This is a genomic window from Paenibacillus sp. IHB B 3084, from assembly GCF_001447315.1.
In the GTDB taxonomy this organism is placed as follows: domain Bacteria; phylum Bacillota; class Bacilli; order Paenibacillales; family Paenibacillaceae; genus Paenibacillus.
In genome coordinates, this window is sequence record NZ_CP013203.1 from 2,422,774 (window position 1) to 2,445,199 (window position 22,426).

The 22,426-nt window shown below is 49.7% G+C and carries 18 protein-coding genes and 1 other RNA gene; 3 read left to right on the forward strand and 16 right to left on the reverse strand.

The window, feature by feature from the left end; genetic code table 11:
• Nucleotides 1–44: 44 nt before the first annotated feature.
• The 10 genes from dnaX to rpoE form a co-directional block, all read right to left on the reverse strand.
• Complete coding sequence (gene dnaX / locus ASL14_RS11385; RefSeq protein WP_134911659.1) at nucleotides 45–1,799, reverse strand: DNA polymerase III subunit gamma/tau; 1,755 nt, start codon at nucleotides 1,797–1,799, stop codon at nucleotides 45–47.
• 157 nt (nucleotides 1,800–1,956) lie between these two features.
• Nucleotides 1,957–2,223, reverse strand: an RNA gene (gene ffs, locus ASL14_RS11390) — signal recognition particle sRNA large type.
• A 107-nt stretch (nucleotides 2,224–2,330) separates the two neighbouring features.
• A complete protein-coding gene (gene rpmE / locus ASL14_RS11395; RefSeq protein WP_134911660.1) occupies nucleotides 2,331–2,528 on the reverse strand; it encodes a 50S ribosomal protein L31 in 198 nt (65 codons plus the stop codon).
• A 157-nt stretch (nucleotides 2,529–2,685) separates the two neighbouring features.
• Nucleotides 2,686–3,957 (reverse strand): radical SAM family protein, encoded by a 1,272-nt coding sequence (locus tag ASL14_RS11400; RefSeq protein ID WP_134911661.1) that lies wholly within the window; start codon nucleotides 3,955–3,957, stop codon nucleotides 2,686–2,688.
• 155 nt (nucleotides 3,958–4,112) lie between these two features.
• Nucleotides 4,113–5,447 carry a transcription termination factor Rho gene (rho, locus tag ASL14_RS11405; protein ID WP_134911662.1) on the reverse strand — a complete coding sequence of 445 codons (1,335 nt, stop codon included), beginning with the start codon at nucleotides 5,445–5,447 and terminating at the stop codon, nucleotides 4,113–4,115.
• Between the two features lie 257 nt (nucleotides 5,448–5,704).
• Nucleotides 5,705–6,958 carry a UDP-N-acetylglucosamine 1-carboxyvinyltransferase gene (locus tag ASL14_RS11410; protein WP_134911663.1) on the reverse strand — a complete coding sequence of 418 codons (1,254 nt, stop codon included), beginning with the start codon at nucleotides 6,956–6,958 and terminating at the stop codon, nucleotides 5,705–5,707.
• A gap of 208 nt (nucleotides 6,959–7,166) precedes the next feature.
• Entirely contained in the window at nucleotides 7,167–8,021 is an 855-nt protein-coding gene (gene fba / locus ASL14_RS11415; RefSeq protein WP_044646876.1) for a class II fructose-1,6-bisphosphate aldolase, read from the reverse strand.
• 229 nt (nucleotides 8,022–8,250) lie between these two features.
• Complete coding sequence (locus tag ASL14_RS11420) at nucleotides 8,251–8,637, reverse strand: response regulator (RefSeq protein ID WP_044646875.1); 387 nt, start codon at nucleotides 8,635–8,637, stop codon at nucleotides 8,251–8,253.
• Nucleotides 8,638–8,849: 212 nt separating this feature from the next.
• Nucleotides 8,850–10,451 (reverse strand): CTP synthase, encoded by a 1,602-nt coding sequence (locus ASL14_RS11430; protein ID WP_134911664.1) that lies wholly within the window; start codon nucleotides 10,449–10,451, stop codon nucleotides 8,850–8,852.
• 402 nt (nucleotides 10,452–10,853) lie between these two features.
• Nucleotides 10,854–11,402, reverse strand: coding sequence for a DNA-directed RNA polymerase subunit delta (rpoE, locus tag ASL14_RS11435; protein ID WP_134911665.1), 549 nt, complete (start codon nucleotides 11,400–11,402; stop codon nucleotides 10,854–10,856).
• A 404-nt stretch (nucleotides 11,403–11,806) separates the two neighbouring features.
• Between rpoE and ASL14_RS11440 the strand changes: the two genes are divergently transcribed.
• Nucleotides 11,807–12,967 (forward strand): S8 family peptidase, encoded by a 1,161-nt coding sequence (locus tag ASL14_RS11440; protein WP_134911666.1) that lies wholly within the window; start codon nucleotides 11,807–11,809, stop codon nucleotides 12,965–12,967.
• A gap of 21 nt (nucleotides 12,968–12,988) precedes the next feature.
• Here the strand turns inward: ASL14_RS11440 and ASL14_RS11445 are convergent, their stop codons facing one another.
• The 4 genes from ASL14_RS11445 to ASL14_RS11460 are packed head-to-tail and all read right to left on the reverse strand — an operon-like array spanning nucleotide 12,989 to nucleotide 18,121.
• On the reverse strand, nucleotides 12,989–14,353 hold the full coding sequence (locus ASL14_RS11445) for an MBL fold metallo-hydrolase (protein ID WP_134911667.1): 1,365 nt from the start codon (nucleotides 14,351–14,353) through the stop codon (nucleotides 12,989–12,991).
• Complete coding sequence (locus ASL14_RS11450; RefSeq protein ID WP_134911668.1) at nucleotides 14,350–16,020, reverse strand: ABC transporter permease; 1,671 nt, start codon at nucleotides 16,018–16,020, stop codon at nucleotides 14,350–14,352. Before ASL14_RS11450 ends, ASL14_RS11445 begins: the two co-directional genes overlap by 4 nt.
• A gap of 4 nt (nucleotides 16,021–16,024) precedes the next feature.
• Nucleotides 16,025–17,095, reverse strand: coding sequence for an ABC transporter substrate-binding protein (locus ASL14_RS11455; RefSeq protein WP_134911669.1), 1,071 nt, complete (start codon nucleotides 17,093–17,095; stop codon nucleotides 16,025–16,027).
• A 21-nt stretch (nucleotides 17,096–17,116) separates the two neighbouring features.
• Nucleotides 17,117–18,121: an ABC transporter ATP-binding protein gene (locus ASL14_RS11460; protein ID WP_134911670.1), complete on the reverse strand. Its 1,005-nt coding sequence runs from the start codon at nucleotides 18,119–18,121 to the stop codon at nucleotides 17,117–17,119.
• A 201-nt stretch (nucleotides 18,122–18,322) separates the two neighbouring features.
• On the opposite strand from ASL14_RS11460, the gene ASL14_RS11465 reads away from it, so the two are divergent.
• Both ASL14_RS11465 and ASL14_RS11470 read left to right on the forward strand, forming a co-directional pair.
• Nucleotides 18,323–19,216: a LysR family transcriptional regulator gene (locus ASL14_RS11465; RefSeq protein ID WP_134911671.1), complete on the forward strand. Its 894-nt coding sequence runs from the start codon at nucleotides 18,323–18,325 to the stop codon at nucleotides 19,214–19,216.
• 126 nt (nucleotides 19,217–19,342) lie between these two features.
• Nucleotides 19,343–20,203 carry a hypothetical protein gene (locus ASL14_RS11470; RefSeq protein ID WP_134911672.1) on the forward strand — a complete coding sequence of 287 codons (861 nt, stop codon included), beginning with the start codon at nucleotides 19,343–19,345 and terminating at the stop codon, nucleotides 20,201–20,203.
• Nucleotides 20,204–20,289: 86 nt separating this feature from the next.
• Here ASL14_RS11470 and argS read toward each other — a convergent pair whose 3' ends face one another.
• Both argS and ASL14_RS11480 read right to left on the reverse strand, forming a co-directional pair.
• Complete coding sequence (gene argS, locus ASL14_RS11475; RefSeq protein ID WP_134911673.1) at nucleotides 20,290–21,969, reverse strand: arginine--tRNA ligase; 1,680 nt, start codon at nucleotides 21,967–21,969, stop codon at nucleotides 20,290–20,292.
• A complete protein-coding gene (locus tag ASL14_RS11480) occupies nucleotides 21,966–22,406 on the reverse strand; it encodes a YwiB family protein (protein WP_134911674.1) in 441 nt (146 codons plus the stop codon). Before ASL14_RS11480 ends, argS begins: the two co-directional genes overlap by 4 nt.
• Nucleotides 22,407–22,426: the final 20 nt, after the last annotated feature.

The following is a 22,426-nucleotide window of genomic DNA, read 5'->3' on the forward strand; positions in this document are numbered from 1 at the left end:
TCAATCATCTCCTTTAATGAAGTATACATCCAGACACTTTGATTCTAATCCTTTATAACTACCAGATCTTCCCCGAAAAGTTCAATAGCCTCATCAATCCAGGGCTCCTTGGACTTTCCCGGCGCTTCATGCTCCTGCTCCAGTTGGAATTCTTCGGCAGGCTGGTCGGGAACTCCTTCAATCGCAGCATTCCAATCCTTTTGCATCATCGTCACCAGACGATAGGGATGGCCCAACTGTTCGTGCAGAACCTTCTCAATGACCTGCTTGTTGGCAGGCTTTTCAGTAGTTTCACGGTGAATGTTATTCTTAAACGCCACGAGCACGCTATCCTCTAATACAGACACAGGCTCGCCGTCCATAAACCATGCATGAACTGTGACTTTCGCTTCTTTGACTCCCTGCAAAATTTGGCTCCACTTACGCCCCGCAGCCGCAAATGCCTCTCCCGACTTCTCGGCGATATAGCGATCCAACTGGGAAGGGAGCTTGGCTGGCGCAGAAATCCGCGGAGCGGGAGCGCGCCCTCCGGGGGCCTGACGGCTCCCCGACGATGCATCCTGCCCTGTCCCGGCAGCCAATCCGCCTTGCAACGCACGTTCAAGCTTCTTCTCCAGCTCGGCAAGCTGACGCTTCAAAACAGCTACATCCTCCTGATTGGCAGTGGCAGCGCCGGAATGCTGCGCGGTCGACTGAGCAGCAGCTCCAGCTTCCACAGGAATGCTGCACAGCTTCAATAGAGCTACCTCAAATAAGGTTTGCGGCTGAACGGCATACTTCATCTCGCTCTGATAGCGATTAAGCGTGTCGATCATGCTAAAGAGCTGCTCCTTGGTAAAAGCTTCTGCCACTTCCTTGAACTGCTCCGGCTCCAGCACGCGCTCTGTCATTTTAGTTGCCTGCGGTACCATCTTAATCATAAGCAGATCTCTGAAATAGTACAGCAGATTTTCCATACATTTATCTGCGCTTTTACCTTCTTGCATAAAGTTCTCAATCATTTGAAGTACTGTGCCGACATCTTCTTTCAGCAATGCCAAGGCAAGCTTGCCGAATTGTTCAGACGCAATACCTCCCGTCATATCCAGCACCTGCTGATAAGTAACCCGACCGTCTGTAAACGAAGATATCTGATCCAGAACGCTAAGTGCATCCCGCATTCCGCCATCTGACAGACGCGCAATGTACTGTAATGCGTCCGAATCAGCCTCTATGTTCTCCTGTCGACATATAAGGTCAAGCCGCTCCGTCTGCTCCTCTAGCGATACCCGCCGAAAGTCAAAACGCTGACAACGCGAAATGATCGTCGCCGGAATCCGATGCGGTTCTGTGGTAGCCAATATGAACATCACGTGTGGCGGCGGTTCTTCCAGCGTCTTAAGCAACGCATTGAACGCTTCCGTCGTCAGCATGTGCACTTCATCGATGATATAAACCTTGTGCCGTACTTCCGTCGGCGCATATTTGACTTTATCGCGCAAATCACGAATCTCTTCAACGCCCCGGTTGGAGGCTGCATCAATCTCCTGTACATCCATGACCGCTCCGGCTGTGATCCGTTTACAGGCTTCGCATTCGTTGCAAGGCTCCGGCGCCGGTCCATGCTCACAGTTAATTGCCTTGGCCAAAATTTTGGCCGCACTCGTCTTACCCGTTCCTCGCGGACCGCTGAACAGGTAGGCATGGGACGTGCGATTTTCGCGGATGGCATTCTGCAATGTCTGGATAATATGCTGTTGTCCTACCATGTCCTTGAACGACTGAGGCCGCCAAGCACGGTACAACGCTATATGTTCCAATGCGCGTTACCCTCTTTCCCATTCACTTTCATGAACATTAATGTTCACTTCATTATACTATACTCCCGTCCGAATCTAAACCGGACACCTTCCAATTTATAAACACAAAAAAACATCTTCGCAATGACTGCCAAGATGTTCTAATTCCCAATATATACCGTGCACCTGTTATTGATCGTTGTGATCCGAGCGGCAATCCTGAACAACAACTCGGGCTAGGCCACCCTCCGGCACAAGAGTGTTCTCGCTTATGGCTGCTTCCTTCCGGACCTGACCAGGTTCACAAGTACTCATTGCGGAGGACCCAACCGTCAACATTGTGCGCAGGGACCAGCCTCACATCAACAACACCTCTAACAGGAATTCAACCTCGCTATAGCGGATTGCGAGTTACAGGGCACCGCTACCTCCCCATCTAGCACGGTGAAAATAAGTATATCTCAAGGCCGCACAAAAAGCAAACATCCACAACAAAAAGAGCCCTCCGCAATAGCAGAAGGCTCTAATAACTTTATAACCTGCGGTAATCGATTAGATACCGTATTTCTTCTTGAAACGATCCACACGGCCGCCAGCATCAAGGAATTTCTGCTTCCCTGTGAAGAATGGGTGGCAAGCGGAGCAAATCTCCACGCGCAGAGAACCTTTCACAGAACCGGTTTCGAACGTATTTCCGCAAGCACAAGTGACATTAGTTACGTTAAATTTCGGTTGAATAGCTTGTTGCATTGAACTTTCACCTCTTTCCGCCCTGAACGTCCTATCAGCCCAGAGTTGTATGAACACATGTTCACATTATAGCACCTGGATATGAGCGTTTCAACAACTCTTTTGTGTATCCAAAAATGGCGTAAAACAAGTGTAGTTCAACCCGCTATTGACCGTTTTAGGCCTTGGCAAATTTGGGACGCGCCAGCCCTTGAGGCGGTACGTGGGTGTAAGACCCGATAACAACATCAGGCAGTTCCTCCCGGTAAATCTCAAGCATTTGCTTCATGCCAAGAATCTCTCCCTGGGCAGGTGGAATCAGCTCCAGATAGCTTTCAGGATCAATATTCAGGTTGCGCATCTGAATAAGCTTGAGCTTGGTGCGTTTGGCAAACTCAATCATCGCTTCGATTTCTTCCTCACGGTCTGTCACACCCGGAAAAATCAAATAGTTAATCGACGTATATACACCCTGCTCGGAAGCATAACGAAGTGATTTTTCCACATTGTCTAACGTGTAGCCACGCGGCTTGTAATACGCATTGTAGTGGTCGTCCAGTGCGCTAATCGTGCTGACCCGCATCAGATCAAGCCCGGCATCTACAATACCCCGGATATGATCGTTCAAGCCTGCATTCGTATTGATATTAATGTATCCCATATCTGTAACGGAACGGACCTCTTTGATCGAATCAATAATCAACTTAGCTTGAGTAGAAGGCTCCCCTTCACACCCTTGGCCAAAGCTAATAATGGACTCCGGTGTTTTCAAATGCTCTAACATGACTTCCACAATCTCATCGACACGAGGACGGAAGTTCATTCTCGTCTGAGGGGATACAAAACCGCTGTCATCCGGCTGTTCCGAGATGCAGCCAAAGCATCCGGCATTACAAGAGTAAGATACCGGAACTCCACCCTCCCAGCGATTCAGGAACGTGTTCGAGGAGGTAAGACACTCATAGCCTAAGGCACAGTTGGACAAATGCTGGTACAGCCGATTTTCCGGGTACTGCTCTGTCATCCTTTGCACACCCTGTTTTACCTCTTGGCGGTCACAATTTTCCGGATTCCATTTGGACGGATTATCACTCCGCTCGGCCGTTACATAAAAGGCTCCATCCTTCCAGACCACGGCTGAATAGCCAAACAGGGGGAGCTTATACTCTTTATCTGTCTTCACATACCCTGGCAGGCATAAGCGTGTAAAGCCTTGAGGCAACAAGGCCCCCACTGCCTGCATATCGCCTGGCAAGGAAACCATTTCCCCAGATTCAGGGTTCATACCGACCGGGCGTGTGTTGGGCAGACTTACCAGCGTAGCTCCTTCCGGTAGCGGAATAAGCTCATCTTCCATGATTTCGACAATCATGTCTGCACTGCGGGCAAGCCCATACAAAGAAGCATGATCATATACATTGCCTTTTTCGTCGGCATACACCAAATACATTGTGGAGCTCCTTTCGTTCCACCAAGCGCACGCCTGAAACCAATCGAACCGTAACGGGTGCGTGCTTGAGGAACAGATAAATACCTATCGGGAAATTACGTTTATCCATAGGCTGATCATTGTTATTGAGGGTAGCTGTAGCTATATTGCTGGATTTAGTTGGTTGAAGCTGGAACCGATGCTGCGGTGGAACGCGTGGTTCTCCGTTGCGGAGTGCTTGAGCTGCTTTGTGATCCGCTGGACGATGCCGTTGTATCAAACGAGGCCAAAAACTCTGCGTTGTTGCTGCTGTTCCGCAATTTCTTTAGGAAGCCCTCCACAAAATCGTGGCTTTCCGTCATATTTTTACGAATGGCCCAAATGGTATCCAATTCCTCCTTGCCTAACAACATTTCCTCACGCCGGGTACCGGAGCGACGAATATCAATAGCCGGGAATATGCGGCGTTCCGCAAGCTTGCGGTCCAAATGAAGCTCCATATTGCCTGTACTTTTAAACTCTTCATAGATAATGTCATCCATCCGCGATCCTGTATCAATGAGCGCTGTGGCCAAAATGGTAAGACTTCCGCCCTCTTCCACATTCCGCGCCGCACCAAAAAAGCGTTTTGGACGGTGGAAGGCCCCTGGATCAATCCCCCCACTAAGCGTACGACCGGATGCTGGAATAACCAAGTTGTAGGCACGTGCAAGACGAGTAATGCTATCCAGCAGGATAACCACGTCTTTTTTATGCTCTACGAGGCGAAGGGCACGCTCTAGAACCAATTCCACTACCTTGATATGGTTCTCAGGCAGTTCATCAAAAGTGGAAGCAACAACTTCACCTTTAACAGAACGCTGCATGTCGGTCACTTCTTCCGGACGTTCATCAATCAACAAGACAAACAGCTCAATCTCGGGATTGTTGGTAGAAATGCTATTGGCAATTTCTTTGAGGAGAAGTGTTTTACCAGCTTTGGGAGGTGCCACAATGAGTCCACGCTGTCCAAGTCCGACAGGGGCCAGTATATCCATTATTCTCGTAGACAAATTATTGGGGGTAGTTTCAAGAACTAACTTGGTTTGTGGATAAAGTGCAGTCAGTGCGGGAAAGTGTAGCCGCTCAGCAGCTTGTTCAGGACTTCTTCCATTGACGGCGTTAACTTGAAGCAATCCAAAATATCGTTCATTTTCTTTCGGAGTCCGGCATTTACCGGATACTAGATCGCCCGTTCTCAAGTCAAACTTGCGGATTTGTGAAGCAGAGATGTAAATATCTTCGGTACTCGGGAGATAATTAATCGGCCTCAGAAAGCCGTAACCTTCAGGAAGTATTTCCAGAACCCCCTGCATAAACATCAATCCGCTCTTCTCGGCTTGTGCACGCAGGATGGCAAAAACTAATTCTTTTTTCTTGAGCGTTCCGTAGTACGGGATCTGGTATTGCTTGGCCAGCTTGTACAGATCGGTCAGCTTCATTTCTTCCAGATCGGAAATTTGCAGATCCATATAATAACCACCTATTCAATTATTAAGTCCATTCAAAACTAAATGATAGACAATGACATCATAAACACCATTAACATAATTTTAACCAAAACAAATAAAGTTATGCAGCCGTCTGCTTGGATTATACCGAATTATTCCGGTTTCCCGATAAAAGATTGTTAGGTATGAACCTATATCTTGTATCATGCAGCGGCTGCATAGAGCCTATCCATTCTATTGTTCATCCGTTCCGGGAGTCCCAAAATGTACGAAGTTTGTTATTCTGTCTGCCGCCATACGTCCGCGCCCAAAAGACGCAGATTGGAGACGAGATGGTCATAACCACGGTCGATGTATTCGACACCTGACACCTCGGTTACGCCTTCACTTACTGTAAGTCCGGCAATGACAAGCGCTGCACCAGCACGCAGATCGGCCGCTTTGACTTTAGCCGCATTCAGCTTGCCACCCTCAATAATAGCCGAACGACCTTCCACGCGGATTTTAGCCCCCATTCGTACAAGTTCAGGGACGTGTTTAAAACGATTGCTATAAACAAAATCGCTCAGCACACTAACCCCTTGCGCCTGAGTAAGCAAACTGGTCATAGGAGATTGCAAGTCCGTGGCGAATCCGGGGTAAACTAAGGCTTTAACATCAACGTGCTCATATGAAGATGAACCCAGAACACGAATACTTTCGTCATATTCCTCTATACCAATACCCATTTCCTGCATTTTTGCAGTCAGAGCCTCCATATGCTTGGGAATTACGTTGTCAATCAAAACATTACCACGAGTAGCCGCAGCAGCAATCATATATGTGCCCGCTTGTATGCGGTCAGGTATGATGGAGTGACGGCAGCCATGCAGCTCGGACACACCTTCAATCCGGATCGTTTCCGTTCCGGCCCCCTTAATAATGGCCCCCATGGAGTTTAACAAGGTTGCTACATCTATAATCTCAGGCTCTTTAGCCGCATTTTCGATAATTGTGGCGCCTTTGGCACGTGCGGCCGCCAGCATAATGTTAATCGTAGCTCCTACACTGCTGACATCCAAATAAATCTTGGTACCGCGCAGCTCTTTGGCATGCAAATGAATAGCACCGTGCTCGTTCGTAACCGTAGCACCCAGTGCTTCAAAACCTTTGATATGCTGATCAATGGGCCGAGGTTCAAAATTACACCCTCCTGGCAAACCGATGATCGCTTCCTTGAATCTGCCTAGCATGGCTCCCATCATATAATAGGATGCTCGTAATTTCTTAACAGGTCCATTCGGCATGGGAATGGATTTAATGGAGGATGGATCTATTCTCATCTGGCTGCCTTCCCAGGCAACGGCTGCACCAAGTTCCTCCAGTATTTCGGAATACACCGCCACATCACTCAACAGCGGCAAATTGTCCAAAATGACTTCCGACTCTGCCAGAATGGCGGCGGGAATCAAGGCGATGGCACTGTTTTTGGCACCGCTGATGGAAACTGTACCTTGAAGCGGCCGTCCACCGGTGATCATCAATTTTTCCATAAGCTTGAGGGTCCCCCTACTTGTTTTGCAGTCGGTCAAATAATAAACTTTCAACTTTTTGGTGGTTAAAATGGAAAGACACCGGCTAAGCGGTGTGCTTTCCAGGTCAAACTATTCAACTGAACAGATTCAAATCTTCTGTGCAGAACTACAATTACAATCAAGAGATACATTGAACCATGCAGATGCACGGTACATCAACTTATTCTTACGCTTGGTTGTTGGAACCGAACTCACGGATTTTACCGATAACGGTTTGTTTAATCGCTTCACGACCTGGAGCGATAAATGTACGTGGGTCATAAGCATCCGGTTTCTCAGCAAGCACTTCACGAACCACTTTCGCGAACACGATTTGGTTCTCTGTGTTTACATTGATTTTGGAAGTTCCCAGCGAGATTGCTTTTTTGATATCATGCGTTGGGATACCAGTACCACCATGCAGAACGAGTGGAAGTTTGATTGCAGCGCAGATCTCTTCCATTTCTTTGAATCCGAGGTTTGGCTCGCCTTTGTAAGGTCCGTGAACGGAACCCAGTGCAGGAGCCAATGTGTCGATACCTGTTTCGTTAACGATACGCAGACAGTCGTCAAGCTTCGCGTACATTACGTCACCTACAACATCATCCTCTTGACCGCCAACCATTCCAACTTCAGCTTCAACGGAAACGCCTTTGGAATGTGCATATTCAACAACTTTTTTCGTTGTTGCAATGTTCGTGTCGATCGGGCTGTGGGAATCATCAATCATAACAGATGTGAAACCAGCATCGATAGCTTCTTTACATTTTTCAAAGCTGGAACCGTGATCCAAATGGATCGCAACCGGAACCGTAATTTTCATGTCATGAATAAGACCTTCTACCATTTTAACAACAGTGTAGAAACCGCCCATGTGGCGTGCTGCACCTTCAGATACGCCCAGGATTACCGGGGATTTTTCTTCTTCAGCAGCGCCCAGAATCGCTTGAGTCCACTCCAGGTTATTAATGTTGTATTGACCTACCGCGTATTTTCCTTCAAGTGCTTTGTTCAACATGTCTGTCATAGATACCAATGGCATGGTTACAGTCCTCCTAAGGGTGTTTGGGTTTGTCTATATTTTAGCCGACATCACATACGGGCTTATTATACCACAACCCATGTTAAATACTAAACAAGCTTTTGCACATCAACACATACGAAAATCACGCCCAGGACGCCGTTTTTTCATAGAATTGTATAAGGAGAGGATTTACTTTCAGTATTTCCCATAAACACAAACAAAAAACCCTGTTGTGTTAACAGAGTTTTCAACCAAAGTGACTCGCTTCGTCACTCCTGAGTTGCTTGTTTACGGCGATTCGCATTTCATCAATATCAAAGGGCTTGGTAAAGTGCATGAGTGCTCCCAGCTCCGTCGCCTCTTTAATCATGTCCAGTTCTCCATAAGCTGTCATCATAATAACTTTGATATCGGGATTCATGGTCTTTAGATGCTTCAAGATTTCAAGTCCGTCCATACCCGGAATTTTCATATCGAGCAGAACCAGATCAGGCGGTTCCTTTTCAACAATTTCAAGTGCAATTTTTCCGTTTGCTGCCTGAAAGGTCTCGTAACCCTCACTTCCGAACACTTCCATCAGCAAAATTCGTATTCCATTCTGGTCATCGACGATTAATACTTTTTTCTTTTCCAATGTTTTAACCTCCTAAGATCTTAAAACGAGGATCATGCAGCTATTGCCATAACAGCGTCCGATGACGTACAATATCCGTCCCATACCCTAAACTATATTCGCTCCTGCAAAAAGAAAATCCTTCTCTTATACATAATTGTGGAATATTCTTTCATAATCAGGAAGCGTGGAATAAAAAAGACCTCCCAGAGGAGGTCTAACAGGCTGTAGCATTAGCCTTGAAGCTGCAATGCCGCCTTAACAAATTCACGGAACAACGGCTGTGGACGGTTCGGACGGGAAGTAAATTCTGGATGGAATTGTACCGCCAGGAACCATGGATGCTCAGGCAGTTCCACAATTTCCACCAAACGTCCGTCCGGTGAAGTACCGGAAATGCGAAGACCTGCTTTTTCAATAACTTCACGATATTCGTTATTGAATTCATACCGATGACGGTGTCTTTCATATACCAGCTCATCGTTGTAGCAAGCCGAAGCCAGCGAACCTTCCGTCAGTTTGCACGGATACAATCCGAGACGCATGGTGCCGCCCATATCTTCGATGTCCTTTTGGTCAGGCAGCAAGTCGATGACCGGGTAATCCGTAGCCGGATTGATTTCCGAGCTGTTGGCTCCTTCGAGACCAGCCAGAGAACGGGCAACCTCAATGACAGATACCTGCATGCCAAGACAAATACCGAAGAACGGGATTTTCTGTTCGCGTGCATAACGAATGGTGCTGATTTTACCTTCAATTCCGCGATCACCGAAGCCGCCCGGTACGAGAATACCGCCAATGCCGCCCAGCATGTCCGCTACGTTCTCGTCCGTTACTTCTTCTGCGTTCACCCAACGGATTTTCACATCCGCATTGGCATCAAATCCGGCGTGTGAAAGGGATTCAACCACACTTAAATAAGCATCATGCAGTGCAACATATTTACCAACAATGGCAATTTCAACCGTTTTATCCAGCTTTCTGATCCGTTCAACAAGCCCTTCCCACTCCGTCATATCCGGTGCAGGTGTTGTCAGCTTGAGGTGGTTGACTACGATCTCGTCCAAGCCTTCTTCACGCAGGTTCAATGGAACCTCGTACAAAGTCGACGCATCGCGGCATTCTACTACTGCGTTAGCATCAATATCGCAGAACAGCGCGATTTTGGCCTTCATATCGGAAGAAAGTTCATGCTCTGTACGGCAAACAATGACATTCGGCTGAATGCCGATGCTGCGCAGTTCTTTTACACTGTGCTGAGTTGGTTTGGTTTTAACCTCACCAGCAGCTTTAATATAAGGAATGAGGGTTACGTGAATGTACATTACATTCTCCCGTCCAACCTCACTTTTGAGCTGACGGATAGCTTCCAAAAATGGCAAGCTCTCAATATCGCCCACGGTACCGCCGATTTCTGTGATAATTACGTCCGAACCCGCTTCACGGCCTGCACGATATACGCGCTCCTTGATTTCGTTCGTAATATGAGGAATAACCTGCACCGTACCGCCCAAATACTCCCCGCGACGCTCTTTGCTGATTACGCTGGAGTATACCTTGCCTGTCGTGACATTGCTGTTCTTGGACAGATTAATATCAATAAAGCGCTCATAGTGCCCCAAGTCGAGATCCGTTTCCGCACCGTCATCCGTTACAAACACTTCACCGTGCTGGTAAGGGCTCATCGTCCCTGGATCGACATTAAGGTAAGGATCGAATTTTTGAATCGTTACCTTCAGTCCCCTGTTCTTCAGAAGCCTTCCCAGTGAAGCTGCCGTAATCCCTTTGCCCAAGGAAGACACAACCCCGCCTGTCACAAAAATATACTTTGTCACTGTTTAAAACCCTCCTAAATAAAGTCCAAAATTCAGGCGACATTATGATGTTATCGTAACCCGTTTACACGGATTATCATCCATGAAGAAGGCAGCGGAATCATTTTCCATGCCCGCCGCCCTTAGCCCTCTTTCATGAGTGCAAACACCCTATAAAAAAACAAAAAAGCACACCCGTAGTACGGGGCACTTTTATACAAAAAGCAAACATATAAGTGAATCAATCATAAGCCCAAGCAATAGTTTACCCCGTGTCCAATCCGCTGTCAAGGAAGTTATCTGTGTTAATTTGCCCATTGAACAAGATTGGAGGGAATCCATCTGAATGCTTCAAATCAGAAGGCAGTTTCAAGAAAATGGTCATGAAAAAGGGGAGAATACATCTCCCCTTACAGCCTGATTCTAACGAAGCGAATCATCGGCGTCTTCCGTCGACTCGTCGTCATTTTCATCTTCTGTATCTTCCTCATCACTGAGGTCTTCATCGTCTATAACCACGTCTTCATCACTATCATCATCTTCACCGTCGAACAGCTCTTCTTCGCCATCCTCGTCTTCACTGTCTGCATCGAAGTCGTCATCGGCGCTGTAAACTTCTTCTTCCTCATGATATTCCTCTTCGTCGTCATCGTCTTCGTCATTAATGATACGAGGACGCTTGGCGCCTGTCAGAGTATCTTCGGATTTATCCACTGGATACCAACGTTTCAAGCCCCACAGATTCGTACCGACACAGGCGAAACGCCCGTCAATGTTGATTTCAGTATATAGCTGAGCGATAACGTCATTAATTTCTTCGTCGGACATGCCGCGCAATTTGGCGACTTCATTCATCAGGTCACGGTAATAATATGGAGTATTGGCTGCTTTCAATACCATAAATGCCAAATCCACCATTGGAGTCTCGTGGACTTTCTCCGGGTCAATCTTCAAGTTGAGTGGGGTACTCACCTAGGGACACTTCCTCTCACACGTAATTCACAAGAACATGTTTCAGAGCATACACGATACATGCAATACTAACATATCCATTATCAAAACTAAGTAAAACCTATTTGGAAGCAAATTGCAAGTTAAACATGGGTATCCGTACAATTTGCAGTAGTATGCCTTGAACAAGGCGGCGCACGTTAAAAAGACGGGGTCCCCCCGTCTCCGACTGTACCCGCTCCGGGAGAAGTCCCCCAAAGTTGTTGCACAAGAGCTTTTGCCCTCCATGTATCGTATGTGTCCACGATCACTTTGACACGACGAGCAGGCCTATTTCCATAAAAAAGAGGCAGGTTTCCCATGCCGCTGCTGATGCTTGCTCATACAATACCTCAGCATGGCTCATCGGAGGGGGACTGTCTCAAATGGACTATCCGGGTTTTTTGCAGCGTTTGCACGAGGGCATTTCGGAGCCGTCCGGCAGTGGACGGCACAAACAGATCATTACGTTCGATAAGCCTCACCAATACCGGGAATGCCTGTCCTATCTCAGGAAGCTGAAGCCCGAGCTTGCGGGATTGCGGCAAGTACAACCGGCCCGACTGATTCGCGCTCTGATCGCTCCGCTTCCAGGGGGAGACAGGCTGGGCAAATATCACAACGGTGTTACCGTTGAAGAAGATACTCGCATGAGGGTACATGGAGGAACAGCCCAGATGCCGAAGGCGGAGAAAAACCTGCCCATGCCGTGGGGGGTTAAACAGGTGCGCGCACACAAGGCTTGGCCTTCCTCTACAGGAAACCGAATCAGGATTGGCGTGATCGACACGGGAGCGGATTTTCAACATCCTGATCTGCGGCATTCTCTCGCCAGAGGCATCAATTTGCTTAATCGGACCATGCTGCCCTATGACGATAACGGTCACGGCACTCATATTGCCGGTACCATCGCGGCATCCAACTATGATGAGGGTATGGTTGGCGTAGCACCTCAGGCGCTGATTCATCCTGTAAAAGCGTTTGACCATAATGGAGCCGCCTACGTCTCCGATATTATTCTCGGCATCGATTGGTGCGTATTGAATCGTATCGATATCATCAATATGAGCTTCGGTATGAAATCACGCAGCAAGGCGCTGCTTGATATGGTGAACAAAGCGTATCAAAACGGTATCGTGATCGTAGCTTCCTCGGGAAACGAGGGCAAACGCCGGAGTATTGACTACCCGGCACGCTATTCCCAGACCATTTCAGTCGGAGCTACCGATAAATACAGACGCATCGCGCCTTTCAGCAACCGGGGACAATTCGTAGACGTGTACGCACCGGGTGAAAAGATCATTTCCTCATGGATACACGGCAAGCATCACGAAATGAGCGGTACGTCTATGGCTACTTCCCACGTGACCGGAAGCATTGCTCTGCTCCTTTCACTGAGACCGGAGATGGAGCCTAGGGAAATCAAAGCACTGCTCAAGCGTACCGCTACACCGCTGCGCCTTCGTAAAAGCATCGGGCGCAACTCTATATCCACGAAACTTGGGGAAGTCGATGCCTTCCGACTAATGCAGGAGGGTACGAAATAACGGATGGAGTAAATGAATCATCTAAACGTTTAACGTTGCGCCCGGCTCCAAAGAGTGAATGACTTTTACAGAGCTTTCGTGTTCGGTCCAACCTTCTCTCATCAGCTCGTCACGCACAAGATCAGTCTGCGGCTTGGGCGCATGAACGAGCACAACCTGTTTACCAGGCAACTCCTTCAACATTAGTCTCACATCCGATATCCCCTGATGCACCTTGTAAATCAAATGCCGAACTATACAACGGTCATTCTGATCTGTTTTCTGACCCGTTTTTTGATTCGTACAATCCAGCAGATGTTTACCAAAAGAACCGCTCGAAGCATGTCCCGTTAAAATAACTCCGTTATGATTACTTTTTCCGCTACCTTCGCCATCCCCCGCACTCGGCGGATGATCTGATAAATACTGATAGTACCAGCGCGCCCGTGGCGAATCCATCATGCCGTCCCCGGTTACGATCATTGCCGCAGCATTCTGTTCCAGCAGCCGTACTCGCTCCGCAGCATCACGAGGCACAAAGATCCGGCCACTGTGCAGCACACGTTCTATCCGCGCAGGTACTTCCGGGCGTAGCCATTCTTTCAAACGGCTCAAGCGCTGCAATCCCTGCCATATATCCGGCTCTACAATCATTGCTTGTTCAGGGAACTGCTCGCTGGCCCACACAATCAACTCCTGCCCCCGGCCAAAGGCGGGTACCGGAAGCAGCACATGACCACCAGAAGACAATATCTGTCCCATCCCGGCCCGCAGCCGCTCCAGCTTCACAGGCTGCGGGTCTATATCCATGCCATAAGCATTATCCATAATGGAGATATCGGCCAGATTAGGTTCCGGTGCATCGGCAGCGAGCAGTTCGGATTCGCGGCTGTAATCTCCCGAAAAGAACAACCGCTTTCCTTCCATATCTACCATGTACCACACTGCTCCAGCCAAATGCCCACTACGCCCCCACATGATCCGTACACCCGGACAAGCCTCCTGCCATACTCCTGACGGCGCTTCATCCTCCAGATAGCGGTAAGCTATGGATTCGATATCCCGTTCGTCGTATGGCAATTTGCCGCCTCTCGATTCTACATAAGTATGCCAGGAGCGAAAATAGGAACCCAACTGCTCGGCGGTCGCCTTTGTCGTCCAAACCTCTCCCCGGTATCCATACTTATACAGTAAGGGGAGCGCCATTGAATGATCCTCATGTGCATGAGACAGCAATACAGCGGTCAGCCTCTCCGCCTCCTGCGGCAGAAAAACCGGATACTGCCCGGTTCCTTCCTTTTTCACGCCACAATCCAGCATGATACGATGCTGCTTTCCTTCCAAAACATAGCAGGAGCGGCCGTGTTCGCCCGCACCGCCCCAAATTCGAAGCTTGGTCATCATCATTTCCACTTTCTTTGCGAGTTTAAGCTTTCCATTAAGATCAGCAGCAGTGTGGTCAAACCGACCGATATGACCGCCATTGCCATACCAAGCGACACCTGACCCTGTTCGAACTGGGCAAATATGTAGGTTGCAGACGTCTGGACGGATGGCGGCAAAATCAGCAATGAGCCGACCAGTTCGCGCGAAGCAATGGTAAAGGTCATCATCCAGCCTGCCAGCATCCCCGGTAAAATCAGCGGCAGCACAATCCGGCGGAATATATAAGACGGGCGACCGCCAAACACCTGTCCTGCCTGAAAAAGAGCGGTGTCTACCTGCGTAAAGGCGCTTTTGACATACTGGACTGTATAAGGAACAAACAAGACAACATACGTCAGAATGACCATACCGTACGTGTTATACAACGGAATCGGCATCCACGGCGAGTTCCACCATAAAATAAGGCCGACTACCATAACAATCCCCGGAACCGTGTTCGGAAGCAAGCTGAATGCATCCACTGTCCGCTGGAGCTTCGTACGTGAGCCGCCAATAACGAGCGCAAACCATGTGCCCAGCACAACGGCAATCGTCGATGCACCCAAAGAGAGAAATACGCTGTTCAGCAGCGCCTCCATGCTCTCTGAGCCCCAAGACAGCAGTTCCTTGTAATAATCGAGCGTAAAGTTATCCCAAGCCAAGCCGATCCCCCGCAGCTTCATGGTGGAAGCGGCGATAATTGAAAAATAAGGAATACCAATGGACGCCATTAGCAACAATAGAATGAATGCGATACTCAGTCCCGTAGTCCAGCCAGATACACGAAGACGGGAAGGACGAGAACCTTTACCACCTACCAGCCTGTATGTGTACTTACGGTTGATCACCGATTGCACATACCACACGAGCAGACAGGCGGTTAAAAGCACCGAGGCCATTGATGTCGCCTTGCCGAAATCAATCGGCCAACTGGAAATGTATTTGTGAATTTCCGATGTCATGACCTCATACCCGATACGTCGTCCAAAGGTGGCGGGGGTTCCAAACTCGGCAATCGTTTTGACGAAAATAAGCAGTGCGCCCATTCCATAAGCCGACAGCAGCAGCGGTAAAATGATCCGGCGGAACCTGTACAGAAAGCCGCCCCCCATAACGGCTCCGGCCTCTTCCAGACTGCCGCCAATCCTGACCAGCGCACCGCGCAGCAGCAGGTACAGGAACGGAAACAGATGTAGACTCATGATCATAACCATGCCGCCAAAGCTGAAAAAGAACGGGGTCAAGAAATGCAGGCTCGGAAACAACTGCTCCAGATACCCGTTTTTTTGCATAAACAAAATCCAGCCCATAGACCCGATATAGGGCGGGGTCATAAACGGAATCAATAGCACCACGTCCAACCAGCGCCAGCTAGCGAGACGCGTGTTGGACATGATCCACGCCAACGGAAGTGCAAGCACCGTCGTTCCAGCAATAACACAGATGCCCAGCCAGATTGAGCCGAACAGCACACCCGCAAATCGGGATGCAGCCAACGTCCGGAAAGGCGCAGACCATTGTAATCGTCCATCTACATACACACTTTGGATGAAAATTTGTAGTAACGGCAGCACGATCAGTAAAGCAAGCGCGATCAGAGCGAGCGTCAGACACCACGCTCTGATCTGTTTGACGGATAAGACCCCCATCCGCTTACTTGAACATTTGCGTGAACTTCTCTGTCACGTCAGGACCATGCTCGCCCATCCATTCCCAATTGGTTTTCAGCAACGGAATCTCATCCAGATTGGCGCGCTTATCTGCTTTGACATCCGTGCGGCCCGGAAGCAAGGAAGCGTCCGCTACCAGCTTCTGTGCCTCGTCCGACAGCAGATAGTCAATGAATGCCTTGGCATTCTGCTCATGCTGTGTCGATTTGAGAATCGCCGCAGGGCGCGGGCTGATGACCGTTCCTTCCTTCGGATAAACAATGTCAATCGGCTCGCCTTTGGCTTTGGCCTTGTAGGTCATGTAATCGACCGCAGCAGCGACCATGCTTTTGGCTCCGGTAATGACCGGGTCCAGCGCTTCCTGATTGGCTCCAGCCATCGCTACGCCGTTAGCCTTGTACTGCTCGAACAACGTCCAGCCCCCATCGCCATGGGCACTCAGGTAGCCTGTCATAAAATCCAGCGCCGAACCAGACAGCGACGGATCAGGAATGTTAATTTGGTCCTTGTACTCTGGCTTCGCGAGATCGGCCCATGAAGTCGGCGGTGTCTTCACCAGCTTCGTGTTGTACGCGATACCTAATGCGGAAGCACTGGTACTGAAGTAGTTGCCTTCTTTGTCGGACCAATCGGGATTCAGCTTGTCCGCGTTTTTGGCATCCGAGTAAGGGAGCGTGAGACCGTCTTTTTTCAAGCCTTGCACGGACGGAAGAGATGCCAGTACCACCACGTCTGCTACCGGATTCGCCTTCTCAGCTTCCATCCGGGCCAAAATTTTACCCGTCGTTCCCTGGAACAGCTCGACCTTCACTCCACTTTGCGCCTCATACCCCGCTACCAGCTTTTTCGCCAGCCCGTCAGGGCCTGCGCTGTAGACAACCAGCTTCTGATCGGTGGATGCCGCCCCGGCTTGTCCTGCTGATCCGGTGGCTTGCGCTCCATCCTTGGATGGTGTAGCCGTTCCACAGCCTGCGACAGCCAGTCCAAAGGTCAATGTTAATGCGAGCATCGCGCCCTTTTTCCAACCTGTACGAAAAACGTGCTTGTTCATCATCTTGTGTTATACCCCTTTTCCCTATGAATCGAGTTGGTGGATGTGTTGCGGTGATACCCAAATTTGCTTTTGTTCCCCGATAGGCAAGCGGGTGGAATGAAATGCAGTCCATAGCTCGCCGTTCTCTGCCCGTATGCGGATTTCATAACGGTCCCCAACATAACTGATATGACGAATCTCCACTGTAAAAGAATACTGGTCTACTTGATCCTGTTCCCAGCGGACATGCTCGGGACGGAATAGCGTCCGTTCCGGCTCCAGCCAGTTTGATTTGCCGATGAACCTCGCCACCTCTGGATGAGATGGGCGACCGTAGATTATCTCCGGTGTTCCGGTCTGCAAAATATGTCCGCTTCTCATGACGACCACTTCATCGGACATTGACATGGCCTCGATCTGATCATGGGTGACGTACAGGGCAGTCAGCCCCAGATCGCGCACCAGCGACAGCATTTCGATGCGCATCTCTTCGCGGAGTACCGCGTCCAGCGCACTGAGCGGCTCATCAAACAAGACAAGCCGCGGCCGGATGGCGACCGCCCGGGCAAAAGCGACCCGCTGCTGCTGGCCACCAGACAGCTGATGAGGATACCGATCCTCCATCCCCGACAGTCTGACCTTGTCCAGCGCCTCCAGCACCGCTATTCGCAGCTCCTTGCCACGCACGCTACCAGAACCGGGGCCTTTTCCATGCTTGCCCGCACGCAGGCCGAAGGCCACGTTTTCAAACACCGTCATATGCGGCCACAGCGCGAAATCCTGAAACACCATGCCGAAATGACGAAGATGCACGGGAATATCCTTTTTGCGTTCAGCCGAAAAAAGAACTTCCTCTCCCATTGTGATCGTGCCGGTATCCGGCGTCTCCAGCCCTGCGATCATGCGCAGAAGCGTTGTTTTCCCGCAGCCGGACGGACCGAGCAGTGTCGTGAATTGTCCCCGCCGTACGACCAGATTCGTCTCGTGCAATGCGGTCATATGGCCGAAGGTTTTACTCAACCCGTGAATATACAAATCCTGATTCATCGCATTACCTGCCTGTTCTTATGACTGACCCCAGTGTAAAGCTTGAATTCGCAGCCTGTGTTATTGGAAAGTTAAAACAAAATTAATTATTTCAATGAATTGTGTTAACACTCATAGATTTAATCTATATAGAGGGGATTGATACCGCAGCGTATGAGGCGGGCATGAGTTTCCGATCAACCTGAAGGTGGGGCATTCCAAGTGAATTTAAGTCTTTTGAAGCTGCATATTGTAGAGTTGCTGGACAAGCACCATAAAATTACCACAGTGGCCGAGCTTCTCGGCCTGAAACAACCGACCATTACCTTTCATATGAGAAATCTGGAGCGGGATTTGGGGGTGAAGCTATTCGACACGCGTATGGGCAAAATCATCCTGACGGATGCCGGGCACGCACTGCTCCACTATGCCGGCAAGATTAATGCGCTCGCCGCCGAGGCGGAGCGGGTCGTATGCGAGTTCGACACACTCCAGCGGGGGAGCATTCGAATCGGCGCCAGCTATGTGCCGGCTACCTATGTGCTTCCTGCGGTGCTGCACCGTTTTGCCCGTGAACATCCGGGAATTCATATTGCCTTGTCCGTGAAAACAGCTCCGGTGATCAAGGACATGCTCGCCCGTCACGAAATTGACCTTGGCGTTATTTCAACAGAGCCGTTTCAAGTGCCAACGCTGGTGTCAGAATCCTTGGGCGAGGATGAACTGGTACTAATCTGCGCACCTGATCACCCGCTCGCAAGCGAAACCGATTTAACACCTGAGCGCATCGCTTCTTCCTCTTTCGTGCTGCACGGCAAGGATTCCAGCACACGCCAAATGACTGACAAATGGCTGGAGCGTGGCGGACGCCGCCTCCCCTCCTATTTGGAGCTGGATTCGCTGGAGGCGATCAAGCAGGCGGTCATGCTGGGAGAACATGTCTCTTTCGTCTCCCGCATAGCTGTGCAGTCCGAGGTCGAACGCGGGATGCTGGTCATACGGCCCATTCCGGGCCAGCGTGTGGAGCGGTACATTTATATGGTTAGCAATAAGGACCGTCACCGCTCGGCGCTAATCCGCCAATTTGCTGAATATTTGTCAGGGAACCAAGATTAAATCTTACCTGTCATATAGAAATTATGTAATTTTTTAACCGGAGTACCCGCTTGCCTTGACATACAACTGACATTAAACCCGTAAAGTGTAGCGTGTACCCCATTCGGACGAACAGGAGATGATTGGATGAAAACTGGTCTTCGTATCACCAAAGCTTTATCGGTACTAACCCTGAGTGCAGTGCTGCTTGTAACGGGATTAAAAGGTGCCGAGCCTGCACAGGCTGCCGCCAATGCCACACCAAGCTATGAGGTAAAGCTGCTGCTGGATACAGCTCAGGTCCTCAATGCGGACGGCTCTTTGAAAAGCAGCGTAGCCAACGAGTTTCAAATTAGCGAAGATGCGCAACGATTGAGCGTCGAATATTTTGACACGGATCAACTGCAATTGAACAACGAGGGCTGGAACGTGAGATTTCGCAAAAAAGAGGATAAAAAGAATTATGAATTAACCTACAAGAAGCGGTACACGGTCACGAACGGAGATATCAACGCGGCTCTCACCCAAGCGAATAAAGAAGGCTTCAGCGCATCCGACGACAACTACGATGCTGAGGTGGATTGGGGTTATAGCAAGCAGACGCTGAGCTTTTCCAATGATAAAAAAACGAACGCTTCCAAAGGACTAACTCTTCCTTCCCCGGATCAGGCGTTAAAGCAACTATTGGATAATCTCCCGGGCAAGCTGCAAAACTGGAAAACCAGCAACTGGGGCAAACAAACCCTGGCAGACTCCAGAGTACGCGGTCCTGTACAGGTCAGCAAATATGGAGGCAGCTTTCAAGGATTGGATACCGACGTTGAAGTCTGGCCTATCCGTAGTGCAAACGGATCAGGTACAGATACCATCATCGAAATCTCCTTCAAAACCTCGGACTACAGCGTTGCCGCCAGCAATCGTACCAAGCTGATCCATCTGCTGCAATCCAAAGGATGGCTGGTTCCTGCCGATTCCCTGAAAACGAATTTGGTGCTGGAACGCTACTAAGCTGCTCGAACCAAAAAAGGAACCGAACGTGCCACCCTGCTGGGGGATGGTACGGACGGTTCCTTTTATCGGTTAAAGTGGCTTGCTTACATGCGTTCCGGTGCAGACACGCCTACCAGCTTCAGCACATTGGCAATGGTGGTGCGCACCGCGCCAAACAGCGCCAAACGAGCCTGCGTTTGAGCGGCATCCTCAGTGATCACACGCTCTGCCTTATAGTAGCTGTGGAACAGCGATGCCAGCTCGTAGACGTAGCGAATCATACGGTGTGGCGCAAAGCTCGCAGCCGCTACCGATACTTCCTCCGGCAGCTCGCCGATTTTACGCAACAGGTCGTATTCATGCTCAGCCGTCAGCTTGGACAGATCAACCTCTGCCAACGGCAGTACGGCAATGCCTTGTTCCTCAGCTTGACGATATACGCTGCACGCCCGCGCGTGGGCATACTGCACGTAGAATACCGGATTTTCATTGGAAGTGGAAATCGCCAAATCCATGTCAAAATCCAGATGCGAATCCATGCTGCGCATCGTGAAGAAGTAACGGATTGCATCCACGCCCACTTCTTCCATCAGGTCTTCCATCGTCACGGCCTTACCGGTACGTTTGGACATTTTAACCTTTTCCCCGTTTTGGAACAGGCTGACCATTTGGGCAATCAGCACTTTGAGCTTATCCGGGTCGTTACCCAGTGCTTCCATAGCTGCTTTCATCCGTGGAATGTAGCCGTGGTGGTCCGCCCCCCAAATGTTGATGATCGTGTCATACCCACGGGCGTATTTGTCGCGATGGTAAGCGATATCCGGGGTCAGGTACGTGTATGTACCGTCATTTTTGATCAAGACACGGTCTTTATCGTCGCCGTACTTGGTTGTGTTCAGCCATGTGGCTCCGTCCTTCTCGTAAATCTCCTCACGGTCACGCAGCTCATTCAGCGCTTTAAGCACTTCACCGTTTTCATACAGCGATGTTTCGCTGAACCAGGAGTCAAAAGGTACACGGAACAGCTCCAGATCGCGCTTGATCTTGTTCAGTTCCTTTTCCAAACCGTAGTCACGGAAATAAGCTGCGCGGTCGCCTGGTGTCAAAGACAGCAGGGAATCGCCCTTCTCAGCCACCAGCTCCCTGGCAAACCCGACGATGTCCTCACCGTGATAACCGTCCTCCGGCATCTCCGCAGGCTGTCCCAGCTCTTGCAAATAACGCGCCTCAATCGAGCGGCTCATGTTGTAAATCTGGTTACCCGCATCATTAATGTAGTATTCACGAGTTACTTTGTATCCGCCAAAATCAAGCACGTTGCAGAGGGCATCCCCTACTGCCGCACCGCGCGCATGGCCCAAGTGAAGGCTACCTGTCGGGTTCGCACTGACAAACTCGATTTGTACCTTTTTGCCTGCACCTTCCTGCACACGTCCGTAATCTGCTCCCTGTTCCTGCACTTGCTGAATAACTGCATAGAGGTAACTCTTGTTCAGGCGGAAGTTAATAAAGCCCGGTCCGGCAATTTCCGCGCTTTCAATCGAGGCGGCAGCCAAGTCCATATTTGCGATCAAATCTTCTGCAATTTGACGCGGGTTTTTCTTCGCAATACGGGTAAGCTGCATCGCAGCGTTTGTAGCCAAATCACCGTGCGACTTGTCCTTCGGCACCTCCAGTGTGATTGTCGGCAGCTCTTCGCGGCTCACGATACCGGCAGCCAGTACCGCTGCCTCGATAGCAGAGGTCACCTTTTGATTAATGAGTTCCAGTGGATTGCTTGTCATGATTGTTGCTCCTCCTGTATATGCAAACTGATGGCAAAATGCCCCGAGAAATCCTCAAATACGTACAGATCATAAGTCCAGCTCACCTGTCCGGTAAATCCGTCCATTCGAATATCGAGCTTCTGCGTATGCGCAGACATGTTCAGGCTTAAATAAGGCGATCGGTAAAATCCCGGCAATCTTCGTCCCAGCGCAAATGACTGCTCCGACTGCACCTCACCGTGGCGAATCAGCTTAAGCTCATCCGGTCCGATTTTGACCGTGTTCCGTGTCGTTCCGCCCTCAGGTCCCTCTTGGGGTTCATCGTACCTTATATATAGATGCTTCCCACGCATGATCGCTTCTCCGGGAAGCTCCTGTACCACATCTTCTCCGTCGTGATGACTATGAAGACGGATTTGGACCTTTGCATTGTGTGGCATGTGTTCAAACTCCATTCTATCGCTATCCTACTGTA